Source organism: Vibrio diabolicus, assembly GCF_011801455.1.
Classification (GTDB): Bacteria; Pseudomonadota; Gammaproteobacteria; order Enterobacterales; family Vibrionaceae; genus Vibrio; species Vibrio diabolicus.
The window spans coordinates 707,786-733,356 of the sequence record NZ_CP042452.1 but is presented as its reverse complement, the minus strand read 5'-3'; the positions used below and the strand labels follow the sequence as shown (position 1 = coordinate 733,356).

Annotated in this window: 20 protein-coding genes and 1 tRNA gene; 10 read left to right on the top strand and 11 right to left on the bottom strand. The window is 43.0% G+C overall.

Features of this window, described 5'->3' with window-relative positions; genetic code table 11:
- Positions 1-50: 50 nt before the first annotated feature.
- The 3 genes from rbsC to rbsD are packed head-to-tail and all read right to left on the bottom strand — an operon-like array spanning position 51 to position 2,979.
- A complete protein-coding gene (rbsC, locus tag FR741_RS18600) occupies positions 51-1,034 on the bottom strand; it encodes a ribose ABC transporter permease (protein ID WP_006741011.1) in 984 nt (327 codons plus the stop codon).
- Complete coding sequence (gene rbsA, locus FR741_RS18595) at positions 1,031-2,536, bottom strand: ribose ABC transporter ATP-binding protein RbsA (RefSeq protein WP_104972464.1); 1,506 nt, start codon at positions 2,534-2,536, stop codon at positions 1,031-1,033. The genes rbsC and rbsA overlap by 4 nt, the downstream gene beginning before the upstream one ends.
- A 23-nt stretch (positions 2,537-2,559) precedes the next feature.
- Positions 2,560-2,979, bottom strand: a complete 420-nt coding sequence (rbsD, locus tag FR741_RS18590; RefSeq protein WP_005397153.1) for a D-ribose pyranase — start codon at positions 2,977-2,979, stop codon at positions 2,560-2,562.
- A gap of 472 nt (positions 2,980-3,451) precedes the next feature.
- Here rbsD and FR741_RS18585 point away from each other — a divergent pair, with 472 nt between their 5' ends.
- The 4 genes from FR741_RS18585 to FR741_RS18570 all read left to right on the top strand — a co-directional run bounded on the left by FR741_RS18585 (position 3,452) and on the right by FR741_RS18570 (position 8,502).
- Complete coding sequence (locus FR741_RS18585) at positions 3,452-5,818, top strand: EAL domain-containing protein (protein WP_109169873.1); 2,367 nt, start codon at positions 3,452-3,454, stop codon at positions 5,816-5,818.
- Between the two features lie 843 nt (positions 5,819-6,661).
- Positions 6,662-7,303 (top strand): murein L,D-transpeptidase catalytic domain family protein, encoded by a 642-nt coding sequence (locus FR741_RS18580; RefSeq protein WP_167427414.1) that lies wholly within the window; start codon positions 6,662-6,664, stop codon positions 7,301-7,303.
- Positions 7,304-7,633: 330 nt separating this feature from the next.
- Entirely contained in the window at positions 7,634-8,092 is a 459-nt protein-coding gene (locus FR741_RS18575; RefSeq protein ID WP_006741015.1) for a hypothetical protein, read from the top strand.
- 86 nt (positions 8,093-8,178) lie between these two features.
- Complete coding sequence (locus tag FR741_RS18570; protein ID WP_046875977.1) at positions 8,179-8,502, top strand: hypothetical protein; 324 nt, start codon at positions 8,179-8,181, stop codon at positions 8,500-8,502.
- A gap of 125 nt (positions 8,503-8,627) precedes the next feature.
- Here FR741_RS18570 and FR741_RS18565 read toward each other — a convergent pair whose 3' ends face one another.
- Positions 8,628-9,308, bottom strand: a complete 681-nt coding sequence (locus FR741_RS18565; RefSeq protein ID WP_167427413.1) for a DedA family protein — start codon at positions 9,306-9,308, stop codon at positions 8,628-8,630.
- Between the two features lie 575 nt (positions 9,309-9,883).
- Positions 9,884-10,402, bottom strand: coding sequence for a DUF4136 domain-containing protein (locus FR741_RS18560; protein WP_005397138.1), 519 nt, complete (start codon positions 10,400-10,402; stop codon positions 9,884-9,886).
- A gap of 371 nt (positions 10,403-10,773) precedes the next feature.
- Between FR741_RS18560 and FR741_RS18555 the strand changes: the two genes are divergently transcribed.
- Positions 10,774-10,848: transfer RNA gene (locus FR741_RS18555), tRNA-Gly, on the top strand.
- A gap of 17 nt (positions 10,849-10,865) precedes the next feature.
- Here FR741_RS18555 and FR741_RS18550 read toward each other — a convergent pair.
- Complete coding sequence (locus FR741_RS18550; RefSeq protein WP_085344412.1) at positions 10,866-11,723, bottom strand: sterol desaturase family protein; 858 nt, start codon at positions 11,721-11,723, stop codon at positions 10,866-10,868.
- 7 nt (positions 11,724-11,730) lie between these two features.
- A complete protein-coding gene (locus FR741_RS18545; RefSeq protein ID WP_104970605.1) occupies positions 11,731-12,741 on the bottom strand; it encodes a DUF2804 domain-containing protein in 1,011 nt (336 codons plus the stop codon).
- Positions 12,742-13,043: 302 nt separating this feature from the next.
- Between FR741_RS18545 and gdhA the strand changes: the two genes are divergently transcribed.
- Positions 13,044-14,396, top strand: coding sequence for an NADP-specific glutamate dehydrogenase (gene gdhA / locus FR741_RS18540; protein ID WP_164665539.1), 1,353 nt, complete (start codon positions 13,044-13,046; stop codon positions 14,394-14,396).
- Between the two features lie 75 nt (positions 14,397-14,471).
- Here the strand turns inward: gdhA and FR741_RS18535 are convergent, their stop codons facing one another.
- From FR741_RS18535 to FR741_RS18525, 3 genes are all read right to left on the bottom strand, one after another.
- Positions 14,472-14,939, bottom strand: a complete 468-nt coding sequence (locus FR741_RS18535; protein ID WP_167427412.1) for an OsmC family protein — start codon at positions 14,937-14,939, stop codon at positions 14,472-14,474.
- A 98-nt stretch (positions 14,940-15,037) separates the two neighbouring features.
- Positions 15,038-17,395: an ATP-binding protein gene (locus FR741_RS18530; RefSeq protein WP_167427411.1), complete on the bottom strand. Its 2,358-nt coding sequence runs from the start codon at positions 17,393-17,395 to the stop codon at positions 15,038-15,040.
- Positions 17,388-18,356: a cytochrome-c peroxidase gene (locus tag FR741_RS18525; RefSeq protein ID WP_167394253.1), complete on the bottom strand. Its 969-nt coding sequence runs from the start codon at positions 18,354-18,356 to the stop codon at positions 17,388-17,390. Before FR741_RS18525 ends, FR741_RS18530 begins: the two co-directional genes overlap by 8 nt.
- A 720-nt stretch (positions 18,357-19,076) precedes the next feature.
- Here FR741_RS18525 and FR741_RS18520 point away from each other — a divergent pair.
- The 3 genes from FR741_RS18520 (at position 19,077) to FR741_RS18510 (ending at position 24,150) form a co-directional block, all read left to right on the top strand.
- On the top strand, positions 19,077-21,725 hold the full coding sequence (locus FR741_RS18520; protein ID WP_174856106.1) for an EAL domain-containing protein: 2,649 nt from the start codon (positions 19,077-19,079) through the stop codon (positions 21,723-21,725).
- 255 nt (positions 21,726-21,980) lie between these two features.
- Positions 21,981-23,357 (top strand): NfeD family protein, encoded by a 1,377-nt coding sequence (locus FR741_RS18515; protein ID WP_085344417.1) that lies wholly within the window; start codon positions 21,981-21,983, stop codon positions 23,355-23,357.
- Positions 23,358-23,367: 10 nt separating this feature from the next.
- Positions 23,368-24,150, top strand: coding sequence for a slipin family protein (locus tag FR741_RS18510; protein ID WP_005373196.1), 783 nt, complete (start codon positions 23,368-23,370; stop codon positions 24,148-24,150).
- Between the two features lie 83 nt (positions 24,151-24,233).
- Here the strand turns inward: FR741_RS18510 and FR741_RS18505 are convergent, their stop codons facing one another.
- Positions 24,234-24,638: a globin gene (locus tag FR741_RS18505; protein ID WP_005392547.1), complete on the bottom strand. Its 405-nt coding sequence runs from the start codon at positions 24,636-24,638 to the stop codon at positions 24,234-24,236.
- A 238-nt stretch (positions 24,639-24,876) separates the two neighbouring features.
- Between FR741_RS18505 and FR741_RS18500 the strand changes: the two genes are divergently transcribed.
- Positions 24,877-25,533, top strand: coding sequence for an NAD(P)H-dependent oxidoreductase (locus tag FR741_RS18500; protein WP_031780265.1), 657 nt, complete (start codon positions 24,877-24,879; stop codon positions 25,531-25,533).
- The last annotated feature ends 38 nt before the right edge of the window (positions 25,534-25,571 follow it).

The following is a 25,571-nucleotide window of genomic DNA, read 5'->3' as shown; positions in this document are numbered from 1 at the left end:
CAGCACACGCCCACTGGCTCGGTTTGTATTCAGGATTTAATGGTTATGGATTATTTGTTTTTGTTGTCTACCAGTACTGCGAGCAAGATAACCACTGCTTTGGCAATCATTTGGTAGTAAGAAGAAACATCAAGTAGGTTAAGAGCATTGTTCAAGAAACCGATGATCAGCGCACCAATCAAGGTACCCATGATACGGCCTTTACCGCCCATCAAGCTGGTACCGCCAAGAACAACCGCTGCGATAGCGTCTAGCTCGTAGCCCATACCCGCTGTTGGCTGCGCCGAAGACAGACGAGAAGTCACGATGATGCCTGCAAGCGCTGCCAGCATACCGCAGATTGCGTATACACCAATCTTCACTCGGTCTACATTGATACCAGATAGACGAGTCGCTGATTCGTTGCCACCTAGTGCGTAAACGTAGCGACCAAAGCGAGTGTGGTTAAGTAAGTACCAAGCCGCTGCGAACACAACCACCATTAACCAAACAGGTACTGGAATACCTAGCGCGTAGCCGGTACCAAACCATGCAAACGCATCAGCTGTGTCAGTAAAACCTGTCGAGATTGGACGACCTTCGGTGTACACCATAGTCACACCGCGTAGTAACGTCATGGTAACCAGCGTAGCGATAAAGGCCTGTACTTTGCCCTTCGCAATGATGATGCCGCTAATTGCACCTAACGCTGCACCTGCGACTAAAGCAGTCGGAACCGCCACCAGCACCGGGACTTCAAGCGCAATCATGCTTGCCGCAAAGGCACCGCATAACGCCAGTACGGAACCAACACTCAAGTCGATGCCTGCGGTTAAAATAACCAGTGTCATACCTACCGCGATAATGGCATTCACTGAGGTTTGACGAAGAATGTTGAGAATGTTGTCGACCGTAAAGAAGTTCGGGTTCAAAAATGAAACAACAACAATCAAAAAAATCAGTGCTATCAGTGATTTTTGCTCAATCAACCACTCTTTTGTGAACAACTTCTTGTTGCTAGCTTCGGTTGGTTTGCTCATGGTATTAGTACTCATGCTGCTTCCTCATTGATCTTTTTGCCTACGGCACAGGCGAGTAATTTTTCTTGATCGGCGTCTTTCGCATCGAATTCGCCAGTAATACGACCTTCATGCATAACCAGAATGCGGTCACTCATACCGAGCACTTCTGGCATCTCGGAAGACACCAAGATGATGCTCATGCCTTCGGCTTTGAACTTGTTGATGAGTTGATAAATTTCTTTTTTCGCACCGACATCGACGCCACGTGTTGGCTCATCGAGAATCAGAACTTTAGGTTTGGTCATTAACCCTTTCGCGATCGCCACTTTTTGCTGGTTACCGCCGGATAAGTTACCAATGATTTGGTCGCGCGTAGGGGTTTTGATATTAAATAGCTTGATAAAATCTTCCACGGCAATCACTTCATCGCTATGTTGGATTTGGAAGCCTTTAGTCAACTGATTGAGTGAACAAAGTGACATATTCTCCTTAACCGAGAGACCTAACACCAAGCCATCGCCTTTGCGGTCTTCAGAGATATAAGCGATGCCATTTGCTAAGCCATCTTGTGGGCTAACCGGGTTAATGGTTTTGTTATCGAGGTTGATAACACCATGCTCACTTGGCAACGCGCCGTAAATCACTTTCATCAGTTCGGTGCGGCCTGCCCCCATCAAACCAGAAATACCCAATATCTCACCGCGTTTCAGCGTGAAGCTCACATCGTGAACGCCAGAGCCAGTCAGGCCAATCACTTCAAGGCAAGTTTCGCCATGTCGCACATCAATACGTGGGTATTGCTCTTCTAACTTACGACCAACCATCATTTCGATCAGGCCGTCTTCATCAGTGTCTGCTACTTTGCATTCACCGATAAATTTACCGTCACGAAGCACGGTAATGTCGTCACAGATTTCAAAGATTTCTTTAAGACGGTGTGAGATATAAACAATGCCGCAGCCCTGCTCTCGAAGCTCGTTGATCACTTTAAATAGTGACTCCGTCTCGGTATCGGTCAGCGCGTCAGTTGGCTCATCCATAATAATGACTTTCGATTCAAACGAAAGCGCTTTCGCGATCTCCACCATTTGCTGTTCACCTAGGCTCAAATCACCAAGCAACGTTTTCGATGAGTGCTTTACGTTAAGGCGTTGAAGCAACTTGTCTGCTTCTTCATACATCTTGCCCCACTGAATACGCCCCATCGTGCCGGTAAATTCACGACCTAGATAGATGTTTTCAGCAATCGTTAGTTCAGGGATCAAGTTCAATTCTTGGTGAATGATGCTGATGCCCGCTTCCTGAGAGTCACGCGGCCCTTTAAACGCGGCAGGTTGGCCTTGATATTGGATGCTACCCGCATCCATGTGATAGATGCCAGTCAGCACCTTCATCAATGTTGACTTGCCTGCTCCATTTTCTCCCATGAGCGCCATGACACGGCCTGGGTAAACATTCAGGCTCGCTTTGTCCAGTGCTTTTACGCCCGGGAACGCTTTCTCAATGTCGCTCAGTTGTAGAATGGCTTGAGTCATAATCTGTCCTCAATATCTCTGGCTTAAAAAACCACGCCCGCTTGAAAGATAACGTTCGCGTATGGCGAGCATTCGCCAGTTCGAACGACAGCGCGGCTTTGTGCCGTGCGTGCTTTAAATGCTTCATGTGACACGTAGCTGATCTCGATAGATTTACCCGTTTCTTCGCTCTCTTTGCTCAGTTCGTTAAGCAATGCTTGATGCAAAACAGGGCTTACATCAGAAAACTCTTCCGCAATGATGACCCCTTCGATTTGCGACTCAGATAGAATCACGCGAACAGTATCAAGAAAACTTGGTACGCCATGCGTTAGCGCCAAATCAATTCGCTGTACATGCTCAGGGATTGGCAGGCCAGCGTCACATATCGTGATCTCATCGGTGTGGCCTAGCGTCGCCACCAAGTAAGAAATATCTGAGTTAATTAGGGTACTTTTTTTCATCTCATCGACCTTTCGGTTACACGTTCATACAACCATGAGCGCCTGTTTTAAAGTGTTTTCGTTATTAACAGAAAACTCATCGAAACGTTTCGATGAAATAATAATTCGTTGTGGTAATTTGACCAGAGTGAGATCGATAAGGTGTGAGAATGATCCGTAATTAGCGGGTCATCGAATAGTAAAAAGGTACATGAGTCACACTTTACCATCGAAACGTTTCGATGGCTGGCTTTATCTACACTTGAAGTGAGGTTTTTAAAGACAGTTGAAAAAGAGATACGTCCCATTACTGAGAAACACTCTAGTTAATGAGATGGAAACCTTACACATCATCACAGTTCTTGGATGGTTGTCTGATTTTGGAGAACGCTCACCTTACAATCTGGTTACAATTTGCAAAACACATCATCCGTTCAGTACCTTATATGGTATGCGACGTTTGTAGGGACACAAACGGAAACTAAAAGCCATAATGAAGTTAAGCAATCGAGTCATCTTGCTTGTCGCGCCAGTGATCTTATTAAGCGCGCTGGTATCAAGTTATATTATTTACAGCATTCAAAAAGTAACGCTCATCAAGCGAGAAGACAGCTATATCCAATTGCAAATGGAAAAGCTCGCTGGGCAGTTCCGACAAGCCAACATATTCCTCAATAGTTATGCATACACATTAAGCAAAAGTGATGTATTGCAAGACTACTTGGTGAATCATAGCAATCCGTATCGTGAGCGCGTGTTATTTAACCGACTCGATGAAACCGCAGATGTGTTAAGCCATGGCTATACAGGCGATGCAAGCATGGCGATTCTCGACGGGAAACAAAACCTTCTTTATTACACAGAAAATAAATACTACGAATCTTCAGGTGTAGTCGACCCTAAGGTATTGGATTACATCTCGCGAAGCTTTAGTACGAGAGAAGCGTTTAACCATACTGGCTTTATTTACAATTCCAGCGGGCAAAGTATTCTTCTGCAATACGAACTCATCGACAAACGAACAGGGACACAACCTCTAAGTTTTGATCCGCAAAATGTCTTTTTCGTGGTGGTATCGGTATCGCTCGAAGCCTTCAATGAAATCAAGCACGAAATCGAGTTCGACACGCATAGCGTGATAACTTTTGCCGACAAGCCTATTTATCTCGATATTCCTCTCGCTCAGACGATTGAACTATTGCCACACTTTTATGCGGTACTCTCCCCCGCTGAATATTTGATGTGGAATAAAGTCGATAAAGTGTGGCTAGAACTGGCCCTTTCCTTTGGTGTGGCGGCGTTTTGCACCATCACCTTAATTGTTTTGGTTTTGTATCGTTATGTATTACACCCCGTTTCTCGCCTCGATAAACAGCTACAAGAGCTGGAAACAAATCAACGCGGCAACATTGAAAAGCTAGAAACAAACGATGAAATAGGACGCTTATCCTCACGCTTTTTTGATATGTATGAAGAGCTCAACGTCATATATAAGAAGACAAAACGCCTGGCTGAAACGGATCACCTAACGCAACTCGCTAATCGCCATCGTTTCCATGAACTTGCAACTCGTGAACTCGTCTCCCCTTCGCAGCATTTGTGGGTCATTTATGTCGATCTCGATAACTTTAAGTACGTTAATGACAAATACGGGCATGAACTGGGAGACAACTTATTAAAGGTGTTTTCATCACACATCAAAAATGTCTGTCAAAAATTCTCGCACGACTACGATAGTCCCTGTTTTGCAGCAAGATTGTCTGGTGACGAATTTGCTATTTTATTGAGCTCAAATCAGGATGCACAACGCCTACCCGACTTGCTGGCCTCAGAGTTGCTAAAACCGATTAGCAATCTCAGTCCATCTTGGAGCAATTCATTCCCCGTGACTGCGAGCGTAGGTATCGCTCAGTACCCTCAAGACGGTACAGACGTCGCGAAATTACTCTCCAGTGCCGATGCGGCAATGTATCAAGCCAAACGAGCCGGGAAAAACCAGTACGCTTATTACTCAGCAGCTCTCAATGTTGAGTCTCAAAGACGCAGTCAGCTTGAGCGAGCGCTCAGAAAAAGCAACGTGGAAGAAGAGTTCCATCTCGTTTTTCAACCCTATATGAATAATCGGGACAACGAGATTGAAGGACTAGAGGTATTATTGCGCTGGGAAGCGGAAGGCATTGGTCCTGTGCCTCCGAAAGAGTTTATCCCAATCGCGGAACAGGCGGGCTTATTTGATAAAATTGATCGCTGGGTTTTCGCCAATGCAACTGCAGAATATCACCAATTAAGAAATATTTTTGGCAAAGACATTGTCCTTTCGATCAACCTCTCTTCAGCAGAGCTTAACTCCATCGAAATGGCGAATTATATTCATGACCAAGCAAGCAGAAACGGTGTGAAACCAGAATGTATTGAGTTAGAGATAACAGAAACCTTTGCCGCAGAACAACAAGGTACAGCATTACTTGATGAGCTGTCGAAGCGTGGCTATCGTCTCGCCATTGATGACTTTGGCTCTGGCTATACATCGCTGACTCAACTTGTTCAATATCCAGTTCAAAAGATCAAGTTTGACCGAGAGTTCCTCGTTACATTGATGAAAACCAACAACGGTCATGTGATCAAACCCATCATCGATCTATGCCACGCTCAAAATAAAACGGTCACCGCAGAAGGTATTGAGCACAATGTGATGCATGAATGGTTATCGTCCTACCGCTGTGACTATATGCAAGGCTATTTATTTGGTAAGCCAATGAGTAAGGAACAACTGAGTTTGTGGTGGCAATCCGCAAATGACGATAGCCGCTTCGATGGTTCCATAGTAGGTTCGATTACTGTTCAAGGGACATCTTATTAAAGATTAAGTACAGAAGCCATGTATGTGGCTGCTGTACTTATATAATATAGAAACAAGACTTTACCCTTAGTTTCAATAATATAATCAACCACATAAGTTCGTACGTTAATTTTTGGCATTATTATTTTTCGATGAAATCTCTCAGTTATTTAAATATTTAATCAAAACGATAGAATTACTTTTTGGTAAGTTTAGTTCAGATTTTATGTATTTAATTGAAAACAAGAGGAAATAAGTAAAAGCTGACAAAACTTACTTTTGTACTGCTAATCACCGGCTTAGATGATTCGTGTAGAAGCTCATTTGTCGGCTCCACTTAGACTTAGCTTTATCACTTGTGAACAAGAAATGCCCTTCTTCTCAGTATTTCTCTACCTTTCTTATCCATCTTGTTGTTTACCCACTCACTTAAAATGCACTAACACACATAACGAGTTGACGTTACGATTTGTTACGAGTCAAATCACAAATCTAAACGCAAGCTAAATAGACGTACAAAAAACAAACATATTGAAATAAAAAGAATTTCTAATCTAGAAAAAATAAAACGTCGTTTTTATAAATTCGCCACCTCACAAATATCCTTAAACACAGTTTTATTAATTACACATATCAGATATTATTTATGCCGAAGTTTATCGAAACAATCTATTAACTTCATAATTTATTTGAGTTTCAAACAGTTAGTTTTTAACTTGAAAACTTATCGTTAACCCAATATTAAGTACCTAAGCGTACAATAAGAAACATTGGGAATAGAATTATATTGATGTGCATGTTGTTTTAACGAATGCATGAAGCAATCGGTAAATTTGTAACACCATAGAGTTTTATTTAGCCAAGATGAAAAAGTTAATTTTATTATTTATATGGACATTTCTGTCTGCCTCTCCTTTTGCCTTTGCAAAACAAGCAGATAACGAAGTCAAAAGTCACATACCACAGAATCAAATTGAACAAGTGTTCAAACAAGCAAAGTTAGATGGCGTAGTAGACTTTAAATTGTTTCGTGACGCTTATATCGCGTACCAAAAAACACCCGATAGAAAGAAATCAGTACTAACCATCATCGACTATAGTAAACCATCGACTGAAAAACGCTTTTATGTGCTTGATTTAGATAAAAAGAAGCTTATCTACAATACTTATGTTTCTCACGGTGTGAACAGTGGAAAGAAAACAGCGACGCAGTTTTCAAATGTGGTGAACTCGCGTAAAACATCACTGGGTACGTTTTTGACTGACACCACCTACTACGGATCAAATGGTTATTCACTTCGATTAGATGGTCTAAGCTCAGGGTTGAACGATAAAGCTCGCGAGCGTTATATCGTTGTGCACGGTGCCGACTATGCTAACCCTTCTTTTATCAAGAAGAATGGTTACCTTGGGCGCAGTTGGGGTTGCCCTGCACTGCCAAAGAAGTTGTCTCGTGAGATCATTGACACCATAAAAGGCGGCAGTGTTATTTATGCAAGCGCATAACACGGTGCAAATTATGTGGGGAAGAATGCTCTATTTCTTCCCTAACAAATAATCGGATTGGCTCAAGCTTCCTTGTCTCATGACTCTCTTTACCTGTTTCTCCAGTTTTCGCTTGCCTCAACGCTAAAATTATTTAGGTATTAGCTTATACCCAAATAACATCAGAAAACTCTGTTCATCCCTCTTCCATCTCGTTAGTATACGCTGAGTTGGTCAGACACCGATTTTCATTGTTATCATAGTGTCACTAAGATTCCGTAGTCATAGTGATAGTCTATGACGTTATATGTTTAGGGTTACTTCTTGCGTTATCTACACCGTATATTATTGATGCTTTCATTGTCCCTATTTTCAGGGTTCATCGTTGCCTCATATGCGCATACGTATCACCACACTAAACATTACACCTCTGAACGCTTGCTTAAACTTGCGCAACAAGACGATTTTGAACTAGCACATAGCGAATTCCATACTTTTGCCTCTCCAAGTTCTTGGGGCTCAGAAGGTTATTATCTGCATATAAAGCGCGAGTTGTTAGCGCTGGTTTCCTGCCGCCGAACATCCGCCACTGATGGTGTTTTATCATCAGATTTTACTCCTGATTATTTTTTACTTGTTGCTTTCTCTTCCCCACCACTATTGGAATTGGCAAAACAAGCATCTCGCTTACCTCTTGATGGTTATGGCGGGCTGATGAGTAAACGCTCTCTCTATCGACTCTCAGGAAGAAAAGAAGCCAATTTAATGTACGTCTTTACTCATGGTCGCAACGCCTTCCCTGTTGTTTAACTTTTTATGACATACAGAGAACACGGAAATGTAACGATGAGAACCAATACGCTCATTGTTACTAGAACCAATTTGAGGTCCATATAATGACAAAATTCGCTACGACTATCGCACTAGCATTACTATTTGCAACGGGCTCAGCCTTCGCTAACACAGAAGCAAAGCCAGAAGAAATGAGCAATGAGACTCTGCTAGAGTGTGCCAATGTTTCTAATGCACGTATTGCGGTTCCTGAACACAGAGCGATGTTCAGACACTACCTAATGTCTGAAAGAAACTATAGTTTCAGCCAGTTATCTTCTGCTGAGCTTGAATTTAAAGCAGCAGATAAGAATGAATCCGAAGTAGAAACTATCTACAAGTCTCAGTGTAAAGAGGTTGGCGAGTACCTATATAGCATTGGCTATTAAACTCGAAACCCTAACGACACTCAAAAAGAAAGGCGCATACATTGCGCCTTTCTTTTTACTGATAAAAACCAGCCGATTAGATGTCTAATCTGTATACAAGCTTAAAAGTGCAAATCAAAGTAAACTTACTGAGAAAACTCTGACACATCCTTGGATTTACAGAACGTTCGACGTGCTTTAACAAACAAGAAACTAAGCCCCCCAATCACGAGAGTAATTATTGGGGCAGCCATTAATAGCATTGTGATCGCTTTGCTCATATTCTCTGGTAAAAAGGGAAGCAATAAACCAAAACCGCATAATATCAGCGTCCATAAAATCGCACTCAGCCACGCAAAGTAATGGAATTTACTAATACCTTTCACTCGCAACCCCATCATTAATGGCAATAGGGAACGAACAACCGGAATAAACCGCGCACAAAAAAGCGCGATCAATCCATGTTTACTGAGCAATACGTCGACCTGTTCCAAACGCTTTTGAGGAACCGCGCTCACCCAGCCTTGGACCTTAGGTAAGCGATTTAGCCACTTGCCTTGTAAGTAAGCCGCCCAACTTCCCAATCCCGCACTAACAGCTATCACCAACATGATCATTATTGGATCAAGGACACCAACCGCCGCCAGCGTACCGGATAATACGACGACACTGTCGCATGGGAATGGCGCAGCAGGAATAAAACCACTTTCCAAAAAGATAAGCGCAGCAACAACAAAATAAACCAATCCTGCACCGCCTGGCGCCATTAACGCCGTGAAATCTTGATGCCAAAAGGCACTCAAGACCTGAATTATCGAATCAAACATAAACCGCTCCTAAGCATAACTAACCAAAAATTGTAAAAACATGGAATGTGTTAGCGAGCATGTATAAAGCGGTATATGAGATTCGATTCTTTCCTCGCACCGATTCTGTATTTAGAATGAGTAAAAATACTTTCAACACAACGACCTAAAGCCTCATTGCCGATGCGTTTTAGCAGCCCCATCGAGTGAATTGCCGAACGATGTATCCACCATACTACAGCAAGCGTTTCAAACCATTCGAGTTCTACATCGTCGTTCGAGCTCGTTTCCTTAGAATGGCTAACCCTCAATATATTCCGGCTGTTTAAACTCGGATAGTCTTGTTGTATTGGAGAGACAGGGTGTTCTGAAAAGTGCTTCGACTTAGCGTCAACAGCAATATTCTGGTTATGAAAGGAAAGAAAATTTGGGTATGAGTGCGCCAGACTCATGCTCGGAGCCAACAAGCAGAAAAGTAGTCCGAGTAAAGCAATCAGAGTCGTACGCACAAAGGTAACCAAAACCAAAATAGTAAGTTCTTTTAACTCTGTGCGTAACGATTGGCAATTAGTATTCTTAATCGTTAAGAATACTAATTATTTTTCACCGTAAGGGTAGTTTTCAAACATTTTCGCAATTTCTTCTTCAATCAGAGACTCTCTTTTCTCAGAGCTCATAGACTCAGATAGTTTCCTGCTTGAAACACCTTTCCACACAACCTGATTAGCCTTTGCATCAACAAGTTCTACCACCAGTTTGCCATACTTACGTTCTTTGTATCGTTCCGGGCTTGAAGTGATCACGCCAAAGCTATTCCAACCATAACCGAAACTCACCGAAGACCCAGAAGAGACAAGCTCGGACTCTTCGACGATATCATGATGAACGTAAAGGTCCCCACCACTATTCACTTTAATTAAGCCCTTGTCTTCAAGCTGTTCAGCCAATCCTTGTTCAATACGTCGACCATCAATACTCGTAGGGGCTTCTGCTTGGGCACCGAAATCAAACGTTCTGTAAGCTGAAAAATCGGCTTGCTTATCGACATCCGTCGTTACGGTTGTACAAGCAGATACGAGCATCATCACCGCCCCTAATATCAAACCTTTCCACATGTTAAATCTCCTTTGGTTAAGCTGACTGTTTCAGCGGAATTACGCTAGTGCTATACATACGCTTCAGCAGTAAAAAGTAATCATTTCAATATCTAGTCTTGACCATGAAACCTGACTGTTCAATAAACGCGATTAACCTTTACACTGACAATCTTGAATATCATCAATGCCTAAACGCTAGTAGACAGTGTGTTTGCCCCTAATTAGCAGCCATCGATTTTAGAAGCGGAATCGCTGACCCTCCTGAAAAACAGAGACAATGGACACTTTAACACCAAGACGCTACTTTTTTAGGCATCTGACAAACAATTGATGAGAAAAGACTTTTCTTTTTCGTTCAGTGTGGCATATTAACTGAGTCCTATCGATGCGCGGGCATCGTATAATGGCTATTACCTCAGCCTTCCAAGCTGATGATGCGGGTTCGATTCCCGCTGCCCGCTCCAATCTCTTTTATCTCAATCTACTCAAAAGAATCCGATGGCGGAGCAAATAGACAGCGCCAACGTTGTTTCCACGTTAAATTTGGTCGTGTTACGTCATAAAACATGTCTTTCCATTCTGCAAACGTCACACGAATGGGATTAAAGCTGTTTACCGGTTTAGAAATTCCATACCTAACGGTTTCCACTTCTGGTTCAAACGTTCCAAACATCCGATCCCAGATAATCAACACTCCCGCGTAATTTTTGTCGATGTACTGACGGTTTATACCATGATGAACGCGATGATGAGATGGCGTATTAAATACCCACTCTAGCGGTCCAAGCGAGCGAATTGATTGAGTATGAACAAAAAACTGTAAGCCCAGATTAAACAGCACAACGAAGACGACCCACTTGGGATCAAAGCCAATAATCACCAAAGGCAACCAGAAAATCCACATTCCCGCTAACGGATACATCAAGCTTTGACGAAACGCGGTGCTGAAATTCATTCTCTCCGAGCTGTGATGGACCACGTGCGCAGCCCACATCCAACGAATACGGTGGCTAGCTCGATGAAACCAGTAATAGAAAAAGTCTTGCAGAACGACAAGTAGCAAAAACGCTGAAACGCTCATTTCGATATCAAACAATCGCCAATCAAACCACCACAAATATAACTGAGCAATCAGTAAACCCGTGAGTATGTCTGTCGCTTGGTGTAAGCCCGCAAGTACAAAATTACATACAACTTCCGGAATATAATACATCGCGCTTTCAGGTAAACGTCCCCTTCGTTGTCCAAACCAGTACTCTGCAACCATACATAAAAAGAAAACTGGCGCCAAAATCATCAGAAGTAATTCAGGGCGTTCCATCAACTGTGTCCAATCCATTGTGTTTCTACCATTTTGCATAGTGATCTTCAGTAAGACCTATGACTTCTTCTAACTGATGTTTGATACCATTCCCATCAACGATGTAGCCAGAGAAATAGCCGATATATTGACGAAAATTGCTTTTGAGAAACCAAAAGTTCTTCTTTTCTGAACGTCGGTTTAAAGGCGTGAACACTAGGTCAATCCGTTTATCTTCCGACGTGATATGCCATCTTTGTCCTTCATCATTTCGTGAAAATTGAAACTGAACAGACTGTAAAAAATGCCGTTCACCATTAATCCAGAATACATTTTCACAGTAGCCCGTTTCATTGACGCCTGCAGCTAAGTTCAGCCCCAATCGTCTGCCGCTTTCAAAGCAATTAATACTCGCCCACCGCCAGCTTGTCTCCCGTCGCATGTACCCAGCGGAAAAGTCGTAACCAGCAGCCACTTCTGAGAGATCTTGTTCCTTTCCTAATATGAATAAATTGCCATCTACCGTTAACGCATTGTGCTTCTGCGTATAAGTCCAACCCGCATAACCGGTTGGCGTACATAACATTAATGGCAAACTCATACTTTCTGGACGTAAGTAGAGATCAGCATTGACAGACTTTGTCACAAAGTGGACGTGCCAAATACCATTCTGAATAGAAAACTGAATACTTTTGTCAGCAAGATGGGCATGACTAGACCAACTGGAAGGCTGAGTTTGATAATCAATATTAAAAGGCTTTAACCACTGCTGCTCCACTAACTCATTATTTTGAATGTCAAACAGATAGCAAAAACCAGATGCTAAATACCTAATATCCGCAATCGCAACCCCAATCACGTAGTTAGGTGTGACCAAATTAACGAACTGAAACTGCTTATAATCACAGTAACGGCGCCACTTAGACGCTGGCTTATCCATCTCATCAAGGTAGGTAAACTTATCTAACTGTAAAGATGTGGGAATCCCATCAAGATGGCCAAACACTGGTAGACCGTTTTGCTGAATAAACGAGTCCAGAGTCTTAAGCTCATGCATATTTTTATCTTTTTCGAGTCAACACGCTCAAATGTTAACACCGAGTTAACAAAAACAGTTTGCGTGACAGCACAACAATATCGACTAATTTGGCTTCTGCTCGCTATATGTGAAACCGATCACTCAACCATCCAATCATGTCACTCACTTAATCTTCCTCATCAATACGACCAGAAGTTGGAAATTGAGCGTTCTCATCCGCAGGAAAGACCATTATAGCCATTGAGAATTGGTCAAAATCACTATTTAATGGGAATAAATTCATATAAACTGATTGCTTATTCATATCAAGGAAGAGATCTATGTCACACATACACGATACTATTGTTGCGTTGCAACACAGTAGCCCGGCTCAAAAAGAGTTTTACCAAGCCGTAGAAGAAGTATTAACTTCTCTCGCTCCAGTCATAGAAAGCAATAATAAATATAAAGAACAAGCGATTATCCAAAGAATCGTAGAACCAGAACGTCAAATCATGTTTCGAGTTCCTTGGGTCGATGACGCAGGGAATGTGCAAATAAACAAAGGCTACCGCGTCGAGTTTAACTCCGCGTTAGGTCCATACAAAGGCGGACTGAGGTTCCATCATTCAGTGAACGCGAGCATCATAAAGTTCCTCGGCTTTGAACAGATTTTTAAAAACGCGCTTACTGGCCTTCCAATTGGTGGCGGAAAAGGCGGTTCAAATTTCGATCCTAAAGGAAAATCTGACGGTGAAATCATGCGATTTTGCCAATCATTTATGAACGAGTTATACCGCCACATTGGTCCTGTTACCGATGTTCCTGCTGGCGATATCGGCGTCGGTGCGCGTGAAATTGGTTATATGTTTGGTCAATATAAGCGATTGACGGGCCGCTACGAAGGGGTACTTACAGGCAAGAGCCTTCTTTGGGGGGGCTCACTTGTTAGGAAAGAAGCAACGGGATATGGAACCGTATATTTTGCGGAATGCATGCTCAATGACCGTAATGATTCACTCAAAGGCAAAACTTGCCTCGTTTCTGGCGCAGGTAACGTCGCTATCTATGCAATTGAAAAGCTATACCACATGGGAGCAACCCCAGTAACATGCAGCGATTCTAGAGGCACGATCTATCATGAGCACGGTATTGACCTGCAGCTCCTCAAGCAACTTAAAGAAGTGAAAAGAGCAAGTTTAGAAGAGTATTTAGACACTTACCCTGAAGCAGAGTATACGCCGTTGGGTGACTATCCTAATGAAGGGCATGCTGTATGGCGATATCAAGCTGACGCCGCATTCCCTTGCGCGACCCAAAATGAACTGACGTCAAACGATGCTCTTGCTCTTATCGATAATGGGTGTGTTTTGATTAGTGAAGGAGCAAACATGCCAACCACTCGTGATGCGGCCAATATCATCGTGGATTCCGAAATGGCTTATGGGCCAGCGAAAGCAGCCAATGCAGGCGGCGTTGCAACCAGTCAGCTTGAAATGGCACAAAATGCCAGCATGCAAAACTGGACCTTTGAGCAAGTCGATAGCCAGTTGCAGACCATCATGAAAAACATCTTTATTAACGCAAATGAAACCAGTCGAGAGTTTGGTCAGCCTGGTAATTTAGTTTTAGGCGCAAACATTGCCGGCTTTAGAAGAGTCGCTGATGCGATGATCGAGCAAGGCATCGTTTAGTTCACAATAGCCAGCAGCCGGACTGCTGGCTTAACACTATTCGGTGATACACTGCGCTTTAACACAGAGTTTCATTTAATCCGCAATAAGCGTCGTCACTTCAGTTTTAACCGAATTGGCGATAAAACAATTCTCATGAGCCATGTGGTGCATTTTTTCTAATTGAGATCGTGTCGGTTGTTCATCACCAGCAAATGTTATCTTAGGGTTTAGTGTTACCTTAGACACCCATTCTTTTCCATTTTCACCTTTTGTCAGCTCTCCTACTGCTTCATCTAAGTAGCGATCCACAACGTAACGTCGTTTCGCCGCAATAGAGAGAAAAACAAGCATGTGACAACTGGAAAGTGCCGCAACAAATGCTTCTTCCGGATCAACGTTTTCTTCTACAGATAATGGCAACGGCACTACGTGTGGAGATGGTGACGCAGGGACTTGCAACCCGCCATCAAACTTCCAAATGTGCGCCCGACTATACTGGTTATCACTGAACACTTCGTCAGCTTCGCGATGCCATTCGATTAAAGCGGAATGCTTACTCATTCTAACTCCCTGATTTTCTCATTGACGAATCAACACATCCATTCACGTCATAGTAAACCATAACGAAACAAGGTAAGGAACGTATGAACTCAGAGACGTTACAAAATTTGTTGAGGATCGACGTTTTTTTTCTGTATGTCATCCAGAAGTCGATTAGCCTGATGGATGTTAACTTGTAATCGGTTGATTAGCATCTGTAACCGCTCAATTTCAGGAGTTTGCTTCGCTTTGAGCGCGTTTTCTAGCGCCTCCGTTTGTCCAGCTAAAATCGGCAAACCAAGGTTCAATGCCATACCTTTTGTTTTATGCAACGTGTCTTCTAGAGACGCGAAATCTTCAGCCATAAAATAATCAATAAGTTCATCAACCGATGATTCAAAATCGACAATAATACTTTTTAGTAGCTCATCTATCGCTTCCGGCGCTTCTTGCAAAGAAATGAGCATCTCTGAACTGGATAACTCTTCTTCTGTCAGCCGTAACTTCTCTATTGGCTTGCGCTGCAACTGGAGAACGTTGTTGTCATTCGTTAATGGTAAATTCTCTTTTGGTTCGAGCCTCGCAGCAAACTGTTTAAGAGCGTCAGAAAAGCTCTCTTGCTGTAGCGGTTTTGTAAGCACATGATCCGCTCCGGCTTCAATAAAGCTATCATGCGCCTCACGAAAGACATCTGCCGTATACGCAAAGAGTAATGTTTTGATACCTAACTCTTGTCGAATCACACGCGTCGCTTCAACACCATTCATCTCAGGCATGTGATTGTCCATCAAAATCAGATCATATTCGTTATCTCTCGCCTTTTTAACCGCCACCAATCCGTTTTCAGCAACATCGACCTCATGTCCCAACTTTTCGCAAAACCCTTTCGCCACAATGGCGTTCACTCGATTATCTTCAGCAAGCAATATCTGCAAATTGTGTGTTTTCTTGCGCGTTTTTGGGGGCTCTTGTGCCTTTGGAAGTTCGCATTCAACCCAAGGAATGGGCAGCTCGACGATGAATTGACTTCCGACGCCCTCCACACTTTTCAATGTAACCTTGCCATCCATCAAGCCAGTTAATTTTTTAACTATTGCCAAACCAAGCCCTGTGCCTCCAAATTTTCGGGTAGTTGAAGAATCGGCTTGCTCAAACGAGTTGAAAACATGTTCTTGCTTATCTAGCGCGATACCAATACCAGTATCACTCACAATCATCACCAAACACTGATTTACCTTATCAAGTTCTGTTCTGATTAACACATGCCCTTCACCGGTAAACTTCACCGCGTTGCCTGCAAGATTAAACAAGATCTGTCGTAAACGTGCGCAGTCTCCGGTAAATTCAACGTATTCAGGCACTTCATTTTCTACGATCAATTCGATATTTTTCTCATCGATGAGCGGTTTTATTGCGCTACACACAGGAGAAATGACTTGATCTAAATTGAACTTAGCCTGCTCAAATTCCAGTTTGTTTTCTTCAACTTTAGAGAAATCCAAAATATCGTTGAGAATCGTCATCAAGTGTTGGCCAGAATCAAGAATGACTTTCACGTACTCTTTAGTCGTCGGCTCTTTGGTTTCCTCTGCAATCATTTGAGAAAGGCCTAATACACCATTCATCGGCGTTCTTAATTCGTGACTCATTGCGGCGAGAAAACTTGATTTGGCTTTTGCTGCTCGCTCGGCTTTATTTCGCGCCTCCTCGATTTCGAGGTTTAATTGTTTCAAGTTGTACATTCGATATTGCGATTGATACAAGAATGCACTGACTAACAACATCACGGCAATAAAAACAAACAACCAAGTAAAACGCGCTTCACTTTGGGCAATATTGAGCAGCCGATGCTCCGCATCCTCGATAAAAACAAAGTATCCATGATCAAGCAGTTCATTCGTGAGTAGTTCTATCCTTTTATCGCTCGCTTGAAGCCGATCTAAGAAATTGGCTTCACTTTCACTCTCAACTACGTTTTGTGTCAAAAGCAGTTGGTTGAGAAACTCAAAATAGTGATGCCCACTCAACGTCTTTCCGGTATCGGTAGAAATATCTTGCTGATATAAGTTGAATAGCATTAATAACGCGTATTGATTCTCTACCTGAACGCCAATCAACATATCGAGCTTCAGCGTTGTATCAAGCACACGGTTTTTGAATAGGTTGAGCGTATCCTCAACTTTTTTATGATTGGGCGTCACAGGGAACCAAACTGACTCCCTTGATGAATTTAGCAAGTTCTCAGCTGCGACTTCTATATCCACTAAAGATGTCGTCAGTTCATAATTCTTCCTATCTTCAACCGCATATCGATTCACTATAACATCGCGCTCTTCAATCAACTTGTGCCCAATATCCGTCAACTCCGCGTGGAATTCTTGTGCACTTTTTGAATTCACATGTGACATGTACGCCAATACACAACACGTCAGCATGGCAATAAAAAAGCAGATATTAACCAGTTTGAATTTACTCATTTTCCAACACCTCTAAAATCACGGGTCTGGGTGCGGTCAAGGACTGTAAGAACGCTTCAATATCAGCGACACTTTCATCGCTCATCGTAATACCGAGCTGCGTTTTCGCCATAATCTGTATCGCCTCGGATAACTGGTCAACTCGTCCGTTATGAAAATAAGGACTTGTTAGGGCGACATTACGTAAACTGGCGACTCTAAAATAGAATTGTTCTTCACTTTCCGTCGTAATCAGGTGACGTCCCGAATCCTCTACTACTGGCTTATCTTTGAAATAGGCGAACCTTTGTATCATCGCTCCGCCAATATTTTTGCCCTGATGACACTGTACGCAACCTGAAGACTGAAATGTTTTCCACCCCCTAATTTGCTGCTCACTGAGGACATGGGTGTAACCCAGTAAGTAGGCATCGAATGGTGCACCTGGAGTTTGGAGCCCTTCGACAAACTCCACAATGGCGGACTTAATATTGTTAATATTAATCGGTAGCTCACCATCACGACTAAATAGTGCTTGATAACGTTCGCTTCCTTTCACGTACTGCTCTATTGTTTGCCAGTTTGAGTCCATTTCTATTGGATTGTGGATTGGCCCATCAATCTGAGCCATTAAGGTGTTTTCGGTACCATCCCATAAAAAACGATAATTTAACGCTGCATTAAACACTGTGATGGAGTTTCGAGTTCCATCACCTTTCACCCCTGTAGAGACGGGGGTATTTTCAGCGCCATTGGTTTGCAAGTTGTGGCACGTCGCACAACTGATGCTACCGTTTGAAGATAGCTGAGGATCACGAAAGAGATGCCAGCCAATTCTCGCCAGCTTAATATCTACGACAGGGTCACCTTCTATCGGCTGAACTAACGAAATATCACCTAGCACCTTAGCATTTCTTGCGATTGTTGCTTGGCTCAAAATGAGTGCCACAACAACTAATGTGATTATGCTGAATTGCCTCATCAACTGCATACCTTACACTTGCCATTAGTATGAAGTTAGTTGCATTTTTAGGTTTTTTCCATTAATGGAAAACGGTTACCAGAGCTGCACGCGGAGGGACTTTTATTTAAAGCTCACATAAGGAGCAAATGACGAAGGCGAGTAACGAAGAATTGACTCGCTTCGTGGAGTTATGTGTGCATATTGAATTCTAGACTTAGCTTATAGAAGCCAGCAACCTTTGAACCCAAGTAATCTCACCATAGGAGATGAGATCGAAGATAGTAAAGAAAATGGCACAGATAATGGCCAGTTTGACCAAGCGTTGAACAATAAACATCATAATTACCCATCATTTTTTCGCAGTTTACTATTACAAAAGAAGTTTAGATACAGAAGAAAAGCACTAGTTACACTAATAGACTGTTTTATAAAAAGATTTATACCTTTACTAGCTGCACGATTAAACCTTAATTTGAATGCGCGGTACGTTATTGAGCATTTTAATTGCAAACACGAAAATCTAGTAATTAGGGCAAACGTTTCACTTACCATATCAGCTCAGCAAATCCTTCATTTTATCTCTATAATTTGAATCTATATCAACAATTTCTGTTAGAACATGTCGTACACTTTCAGTGAATTAACATCTATAACTATTTTTTAATGAAAACACTTCGCTTGTTTAACTTGAATCTTCGCTATAAAACCGCCCTATACTTTTCATTAGGACTGCTGGGCATGGTCATCAGCTTCCTTTTTATTAGCCGTTATTTTTTCCTGTATAGCTTAGATGAGCTCGAAGACATGGAAATTAACCATGCGAATCAGCAAGCACTCGCTGTCATCGACATGATGGTGAGCCAGCAAGAAAGCGCCTCATACGACTGGGCGTACTGGGACGAAACGTACGATCTGTTTGTTGATCGTGATATTGCGAAATATACCGAGCGAAACCTTTACACAGAGAGCATTGATGCGTTAAACCTCGATATGATGGCGTTTATCACGACTAATGGGCAAACCCTGCTCTCCTTAACTCGTGAGGATAACCCCGACACTTCTTCAGAACTCACCGCTAAAATGGCGAATCAACCTACTCTTCAAGATTACATCAAGTCCATGAATCACAAGCTTGATATCCATAGAGAGAGCATCTCAGGGTTGTTTAAAATCAACGATACTATTTGGGGTCTTAGCCTCAGCCCAGTTAGAAATAGTGAAGGCGACCGCCCTTCTAACGGATGGATGCTTTGGGGAAGAAACCTATCTTTGCGCTTTCCTGGAGACTTTAAATCCATTTTAACTGCGGAAAACTCATTAGAGACGCAGATGGTAAGTGGATCAGACAGTAGTGAGATGCGGGATATAGAGAAGACCTCGCGGTCAATAACAAAATGGGCCTCACTCTCTGATTTATCTGGTGAACCAATCGCATGGCTAAAAACGAAAACACAGCGAGAGCATTATGCGAAAGGTAATACGCTATTCATGTACCTGTTTGCAACGGTTGGCGTTGTGGCATCAATCATCGCTGCGGGTACCTACATCACGTTTAAAAATAAGGTCGCCACTCGCTTTAATCATTTTGCTGAAGGAATAAGCGAAATCGCCTCTCAATACCAGCTTGAAGGCTTGCATTCTGTAAAAGTAGACGAATTAGAGTTAGCGACAAAACTGGTACAAAAGCTCTCTGAAAATACATCGTTAACCCAACTGCAATTGAAAGACTCGATGGAAAAGTTTGGTGCTCTGTACCATAGCTCCTCACTAGGCATGCTAATTGTTATCGATCGTAAAATAGTCGATGTCAACCAACGAGCGTTAGATCTGTTGAGCTACAGCAAATCGCAATTGATAGATCGTCCTCTAGACACCTTGTGCCCATCGGAGGACGATGAATGTCGAGTTGACGCAATGTTCAGAGAGCTGAAAAACGGTAAAACACAATTCGAAGCGCAGGTGCTCGATAGCAATACAGAAGAAATCGACTGTTTGATAGAAGCCACGCTCATTCAACATCATGGTCAAAGTGCGCTGATGTTGTTGCTTCAGGATATGAGAGAGACAAAACAGCAAGCAGAAATGATCCAAAAACTCACCGACTTTGATCCGGTATCCGGTTTCTGTAATCGTCCTGTCATTCTCAATGCACTGCACGAGCTCGTAGAGACACGGCCAAACCATTTTTCGTTTGTGTACATTAATAGTAAAACTCTCAAGCAAATTGCAGGGGTATACGGTCACCTCATTTTTGATGAAGTGATTCAATACATCGCATCCGCAATACGCGAGCAATTAGGGGCATTCCAAATAGGCCGAATTAGTGAGCATGAATTTATCGTTTTGATTCCAGATATCGAGCACCACCAAAAAGCGATAGATGCTACCAATCGATTACTGAATCATTTGTCACATAAGGTCCAGCTCTCTGGGATCATGATGTCATTAGACAGTAAAGCGGTGATGATGGACCTAAACATTACTCACCAATCTGTCGAGCATTTGCTGCTTGCAGCACGTTTCTCATCGCAATCCGCTAAGGGCCGTCACTCTCACGAAGTATTAGTGATTGATGAAGAACTATCAGAGCAGGCGGAAACGTCTATGGTGATCAATCGCGATTTAGAAAATGCCATTAGACAAGATGCGATTAAACCTTTTTTCCAGCCTATCGTGGATGCTAAAACCACTGAAGTCATTAGCTTCGAAGCACTTGCTCGTTGGCAACATCCAACATTAGGGATGATTTCACCAGAAGTATTTATTCCGATGGCAGAACAAGGAAAACTTATCGTCGAATTGGGAGAGTCCATTCTCAAACAATCTTGCGAATTTATCAGTCGGCTCAACGGAGTTCGTCATGCGCAAGGTCTGTCGATGTTAAGCGTGCATGTGAACTTAAGCGCGCAGCACTTTTATCATTCAGGACTGATGCCCTACCTAAAAAAAGTGATGGCTCAATACAACCTCTCTGCGGGTCAGCTTGTGCTTGAAATTACCGAAAGTATGTTGATGGGCGGAGAAATAGAATCAATCCAAAGCATTCAAGACATCAAGCGACTTGGTGTTGGACTCGCTTTGGATGATTTTGGTACTGGATACGCATCATTCAGTAGCGTATGTAATTTTCCATTGGATATTGTGAAGCTGGATAAATCTTATATCGACGAGATTGAAACCAATGACAGAGCGAAAACACTGGTAAGAAACATTGCCAACATGTCTCAAGAATTAGGGTTAACTATTGTCGCCGAAGGTGTTGAAAGCGCGAGCCAAGTACGCAAGCTTAAAGTTTGGAATATTGATGAGTTGCAAGGGTTTTACTTCCACAAACCGATGCCAGCCGAGCAAGCACTCGTTCAATTTTCTCGCCTCGTAAACAGTTAGTCTCTCTCCTCTAAAACACATTAGGAAGGCAAAGTGATTACCGTCACTTTGCCTTTTTGTTGAACCTCTTCACACCAGACGCCCCACGATTCGTGACTACCGCTATTCATATTAAGGCCCGTAGCCTCAGATGTGCCATGATAAATGCTGATATGACTAATTCGAGTGATCAATTACTTATTTGCACTAGTATTACTGCGTATATACTTGAATTAGGTTTTCAAAAAGTCCCTGTGACCGCACAAGGAGGACTGCATGAAACGACTATGGATATGGGTCTTACCTTTACTTTTGTTTGCTAGTCAAGCACTGGCCAATACTGTCTGGATTGTTCCCGTCAAAGGCGCTATAGGTCCTGCTACTAGCGACTATTTGTCTCGTGAGATAGAAGAGGCACAACTCAACGGTGTCAGTTTAGTGATCTTAGAGATGGACACTCCTGGCGGCTTAGACAGCGCAATGAGAGATATTATTCACGCAATTACCACCTCCTCCACTCCAATTGCAACTTGGGTTGGCCCGTCAGGATCTAGAGCGGCTAGCGCAGGGACATACATTTTACTCGCCAGCCACGTTGCTGCCATGGCTGAAGCCACTAACCTTGGCGCGGCAACACCCGTCGCGTTAGGTGGTGCCCCTCAGCCCCCTTCATCGGATGATGGCAAAGATCAAAACGCGGAAGAAACGTCAGAAGGAACCAACGAAAGCTCAGAGAAAGTTCCTGCGAAAACCGCGATGGAGAAAAAGGTGATTAATGATGCTAGAGCCTATATTAAAGGCTTAGCAAAGCTTCATGGCCGAAATGCAGAGTGGGCAGAGAAAGCAGTGAGCGAAGCAGCGAGTTTGGACGCCACAGAGGCATTGGAATTAAACGTTATTGATTATATAGCCAACTCACCAGAGGATTTAGTCAAAGCCATTGATGGACAAACAGTTAAAGTTAACAATCGTGATGTGACATTGTCACTGGAAAATCCCGTATGGATTGAAAGAACACCCGATTGGCGAGCAGAAATGCTAGCCGTTATCACAAACCCAAACGTCGCCTACATCCTGATGCTCATTGGCATCTACGGTTTGCTTCTTGAGTTTTACAACCCGGGCATTGGCTTACCCGGCGTGTTGGGTGGTATTTGTTTGCTCCTCGCCATGTACGCGTTACAAATGATGCCTGTGAACTACGCTGGGCTTGGTCTGCTGTTACTCGGAATTGCACTGATGATCGCAGAAGCATTCAGTCCGAGCTTTGGCATTTTGGGCTTAGGTGGCGTTGTCGCCTTTGTGCTCGGTTCCATATTCCTCATGGACAGTGAGTTGCCAGGGTTTCAGATCGCCCTTCCTTTAATTTTCGGTATTTCCATCTTTTCTGTCGCGCTGATCGTGTTAACTGTCGGCCTGCTGCTCAAAATACGCCGACGACGTGTGACAACAGGCTTAGAAACTTACCCTGGGAAAATCGCTGTCGTGAGCGATGACTTTATCGATGGCGAAGGGCGCGTTCAACTTGACGGTGCGCTATGGCGAGCCAAAACCAAAGACCATCAACAACTCAAACAAGGTGATCATGTCACCATTGTGAATGTGAAAGGGCTGACCTTAACCGTGATGCCTGATGACCGCCAAAATAAATAGGAGGCGCTTTATGATGCTCTATACTGTTGCGGTGATCGTGGTGCTGTTGTTCGCACTTGCGACCCAAATGTTTAAGGTTTTGAGAGAGTATGAACGTGGGGTTGTATTCTTTCTTGGTCGCTTTCAAGAAGTAAAAGGCCCTGGCTTAATCATTCTTATCCCATTTATCCAACAAATGGTACGGGTGGATTTACGTACTGTCGTTTTGGATGTGCCGACACAAGACTTGATAACCAAAGATAACGTGTCTGTGCGCGTCAATGCGGTTGTTTATTTTCGCGTAGTCGATCCTCAAATGGCAATTAACAACATTGAAAGTTACAGCGATGCCACCAGCCAGTTAGCGCAAACCACGCTGCGATCAGTATTAGGCCAGCATGAACTGGATGAATTACTTTCAGAGCGCGAGCGTCTCAATAAGGATTTACAATCCATCCTCGATCAACAGACTGATGACTGGGGCATCAAGATTGCCACGGTTGAAGTCAAACATGTTGATTTAAATGACAGCATGGTCAGAGCGCTAGCGCGTCAGGCTGAGGCAGAACGTAACCGTCGTGCGAAAATAATTCACGCTACCGGCGAGTTAGAAGCTTCTAATAAATTAAAAGAGGCAGCTCAAATGCTCAACGAAGCGCCGAATGCGCTGCAATTGCGTTACATGCAGACACTCACGGAAATCACGACAGACAAAACATCGACTATTATCTTCCCTATGCCGATCAACCTTGTCGAAGCCGTCAGTGATATCGCCGAAGCGGTAAAAAAGAATAAAGAGACACAAGACAAATAAAAGCCATACTCAAGGAAGTAAGCTGTTTAACGTTACTTCCTTGCTTTAACTTGCTTGTTTTCGAAGAGCATTTAGTTTCTCTTTTAGTGTTTGGAGCACTCCCGCTTCATTACCGACAAACCTGTGTTAAAACAAGCTCTCCACGCAGTTTCGACATCATCGTCGTATTCAAAATCACACTCTTGAACCGTTTCGATAAGGCTTTCAAACCAAACATCAATATCCTGTGGTTCAATGCCAATATCGGAACTCGCATGCTTCTTACCATATTTCTCCACCATCTTGTGCGCCTCGTTAGAGGTATCGGCCATCATAAAAAACACGATAGATCCTCTAAGCATTCGCACCTGTTGGTGCATGTCGACACCATCAAACTTTTGTCTAAAGCTTGTACTTTTTGACCATAAATTCTTGTAAAACAAGTCGAAAAAGCCTTGGTTCGCGATACAACGTTCATAACTATCGTTGAAAACTTGAATCACGTTCATGTTGCTCTCCATCACTCCCTTAATATGAGTGTAATTTAATAATCATCAAAAGCATCTAAATGATGATGCCTAACCCTATGAAGCACGCCAATTTTCAATAAAAAGTAAAAAGTGATTCAAATAAACGCCCTCTTATCAATGAAAAAATATCCCGTATTATGAATCCATATTCGAGGTACGCATGGTTGTCGATGCTAAGCGCATCCTCATTTGTCACAAAAATAAAAAGGATACAAACGTGTCTCATCAAATCATTACTGATCTAAACAGCCGCTACACTGCGAAAAAATACGACGAAACCAAACGCGTTTCTCAAGAAGATATGGCAATCATCAAAGAAGCACTCCGTCTTTCAGCGTCTTCGATTAACTCGCAACCGTGGAAATTCATCGTGATTGAAAGTGATGAGGCCAAGCAACGCTTCCACGATACATTTGCAAATATGCACCAATTTAACCAGCCACACGCGAAAGCCGCATCACATACGATTCTGTTTGCGTACGATCCAAACTTCACCAAAGAGAAGTTCGCAAAACGTGTGGATGCCGAAGTAACGTCTGGCCACCTACCGGCGGAAATGTACAACAACTTTATGGGCGCCTACGCTTTTGCCGATGCAAATACGGACGAAAATGGCTTCAACGGAAACTGGACAAAAGCGCAAGTCTATTTGGCACTAGGCAACCTACTACACACATTGGCTCGTCTGGGTATTGACTCAACGCCGATGGAAGGTGTAGATCCAACACTGATTGGAGAAGTATTCAAAGAAGAATTAGAAGGCCATGTCTGTGAAGTTGCACTGGCGATTGGCTATCACAAAGACGGGGAAGATTATAATCATGGTCTACCAAAAGCTCGCCTTGCGATGGATGATGTAATTACAACTCTATAATCGACCGTTTCCTTAGCTTAACTATTTAACTCATTGTT

What these genes read in the sequence shown, in the direction of transcription:
- rbsC (WP_006741011.1), bottom strand. Translation starts at nt 1,034, where the DNA reads ATGAGTACTAATACCATGAGCAAACCAACCGAAGCTAGCAACAAGAAG.
- FR741_RS18575 (WP_006741015.1), top strand. Translation starts at nt 7,634, where the DNA reads ATGCTTTCATTGTCCCTATTTTCAGGGTTCATCGTTGCCTCATATGCG.
- rbsD (WP_005397153.1), bottom strand. Translation starts at nt 2,979, where the DNA reads ATGAAAAAAAGTACCCTAATTAACTCAGATATTTCTTACTTGGTGGCG.
- FR741_RS18530 (WP_167427411.1), bottom strand. Translation starts at nt 17,395, where the DNA reads ATGAGTAAATTCAAACTGGTTAATATCTGCTTTTTTATTGCCATGCTG.
- FR741_RS18580 (WP_167427414.1), top strand. Translation starts at nt 6,662, where the DNA reads ATGAAAAAGTTAATTTTATTATTTATATGGACATTTCTGTCTGCCTCT.
- FR741_RS18550 (WP_085344412.1), bottom strand. Translation starts at nt 11,723, where the DNA reads ATGGATTGGACACAGTTGATGGAACGCCCTGAATTACTTCTGATGATT.
- gdhA (WP_164665539.1), top strand. Translation starts at nt 13,044, where the DNA reads ATGTCACACATACACGATACTATTGTTGCGTTGCAACACAGTAGCCCG.
- FR741_RS18545 (WP_104970605.1), bottom strand. Translation starts at nt 12,741, where the DNA reads ATGCATGAGCTTAAGACTCTGGACTCGTTTATTCAGCAAAACGGTCTA.
- FR741_RS18505 (WP_005392547.1), bottom strand. Translation starts at nt 24,638, where the DNA reads ATGAACGTGATTCAAGTTTTCAACGATAGTTATGAACGTTGTATCGCG.
- FR741_RS18515 (WP_085344417.1), top strand. Translation starts at nt 21,981, where the DNA reads ATGAAACGACTATGGATATGGGTCTTACCTTTACTTTTGTTTGCTAGT.
- FR741_RS18525 (WP_167394253.1), bottom strand. Translation starts at nt 18,356, where the DNA reads ATGAGGCAATTCAGCATAATCACATTAGTTGTTGTGGCACTCATTTTG.
- FR741_RS18510 (WP_005373196.1), top strand. Translation starts at nt 23,368, where the DNA reads ATGATGCTCTATACTGTTGCGGTGATCGTGGTGCTGTTGTTCGCACTT.
- rbsA (WP_104972464.1), bottom strand. Translation starts at nt 2,536, where the DNA reads ATGACTCAAGCCATTCTACAACTGAGCGACATTGAGAAAGCGTTCCCG.
- FR741_RS18535 (WP_167427412.1), bottom strand. Translation starts at nt 14,939, where the DNA reads ATGAGTAAGCATTCCGCTTTAATCGAATGGCATCGCGAAGCTGACGAA.
- FR741_RS18585 (WP_109169873.1), top strand. Translation starts at nt 3,452, where the DNA reads ATGAAGTTAAGCAATCGAGTCATCTTGCTTGTCGCGCCAGTGATCTTA.
- FR741_RS18520 (WP_174856106.1), top strand. Translation starts at nt 19,077, where the DNA reads ATGGTCATCAGCTTCCTTTTTATTAGCCGTTATTTTTTCCTGTATAGC.
- FR741_RS18565 (WP_167427413.1), bottom strand. Translation starts at nt 9,308, where the DNA reads ATGTTTGATTCGATAATTCAGGTCTTGAGTGCCTTTTGGCATCAAGAT.
- FR741_RS18560 (WP_005397138.1), bottom strand. Translation starts at nt 10,402, where the DNA reads ATGTGGAAAGGTTTGATATTAGGGGCGGTGATGATGCTCGTATCTGCT.
- FR741_RS18570 (WP_046875977.1), top strand. Translation starts at nt 8,179, where the DNA reads ATGACAAAATTCGCTACGACTATCGCACTAGCATTACTATTTGCAACG.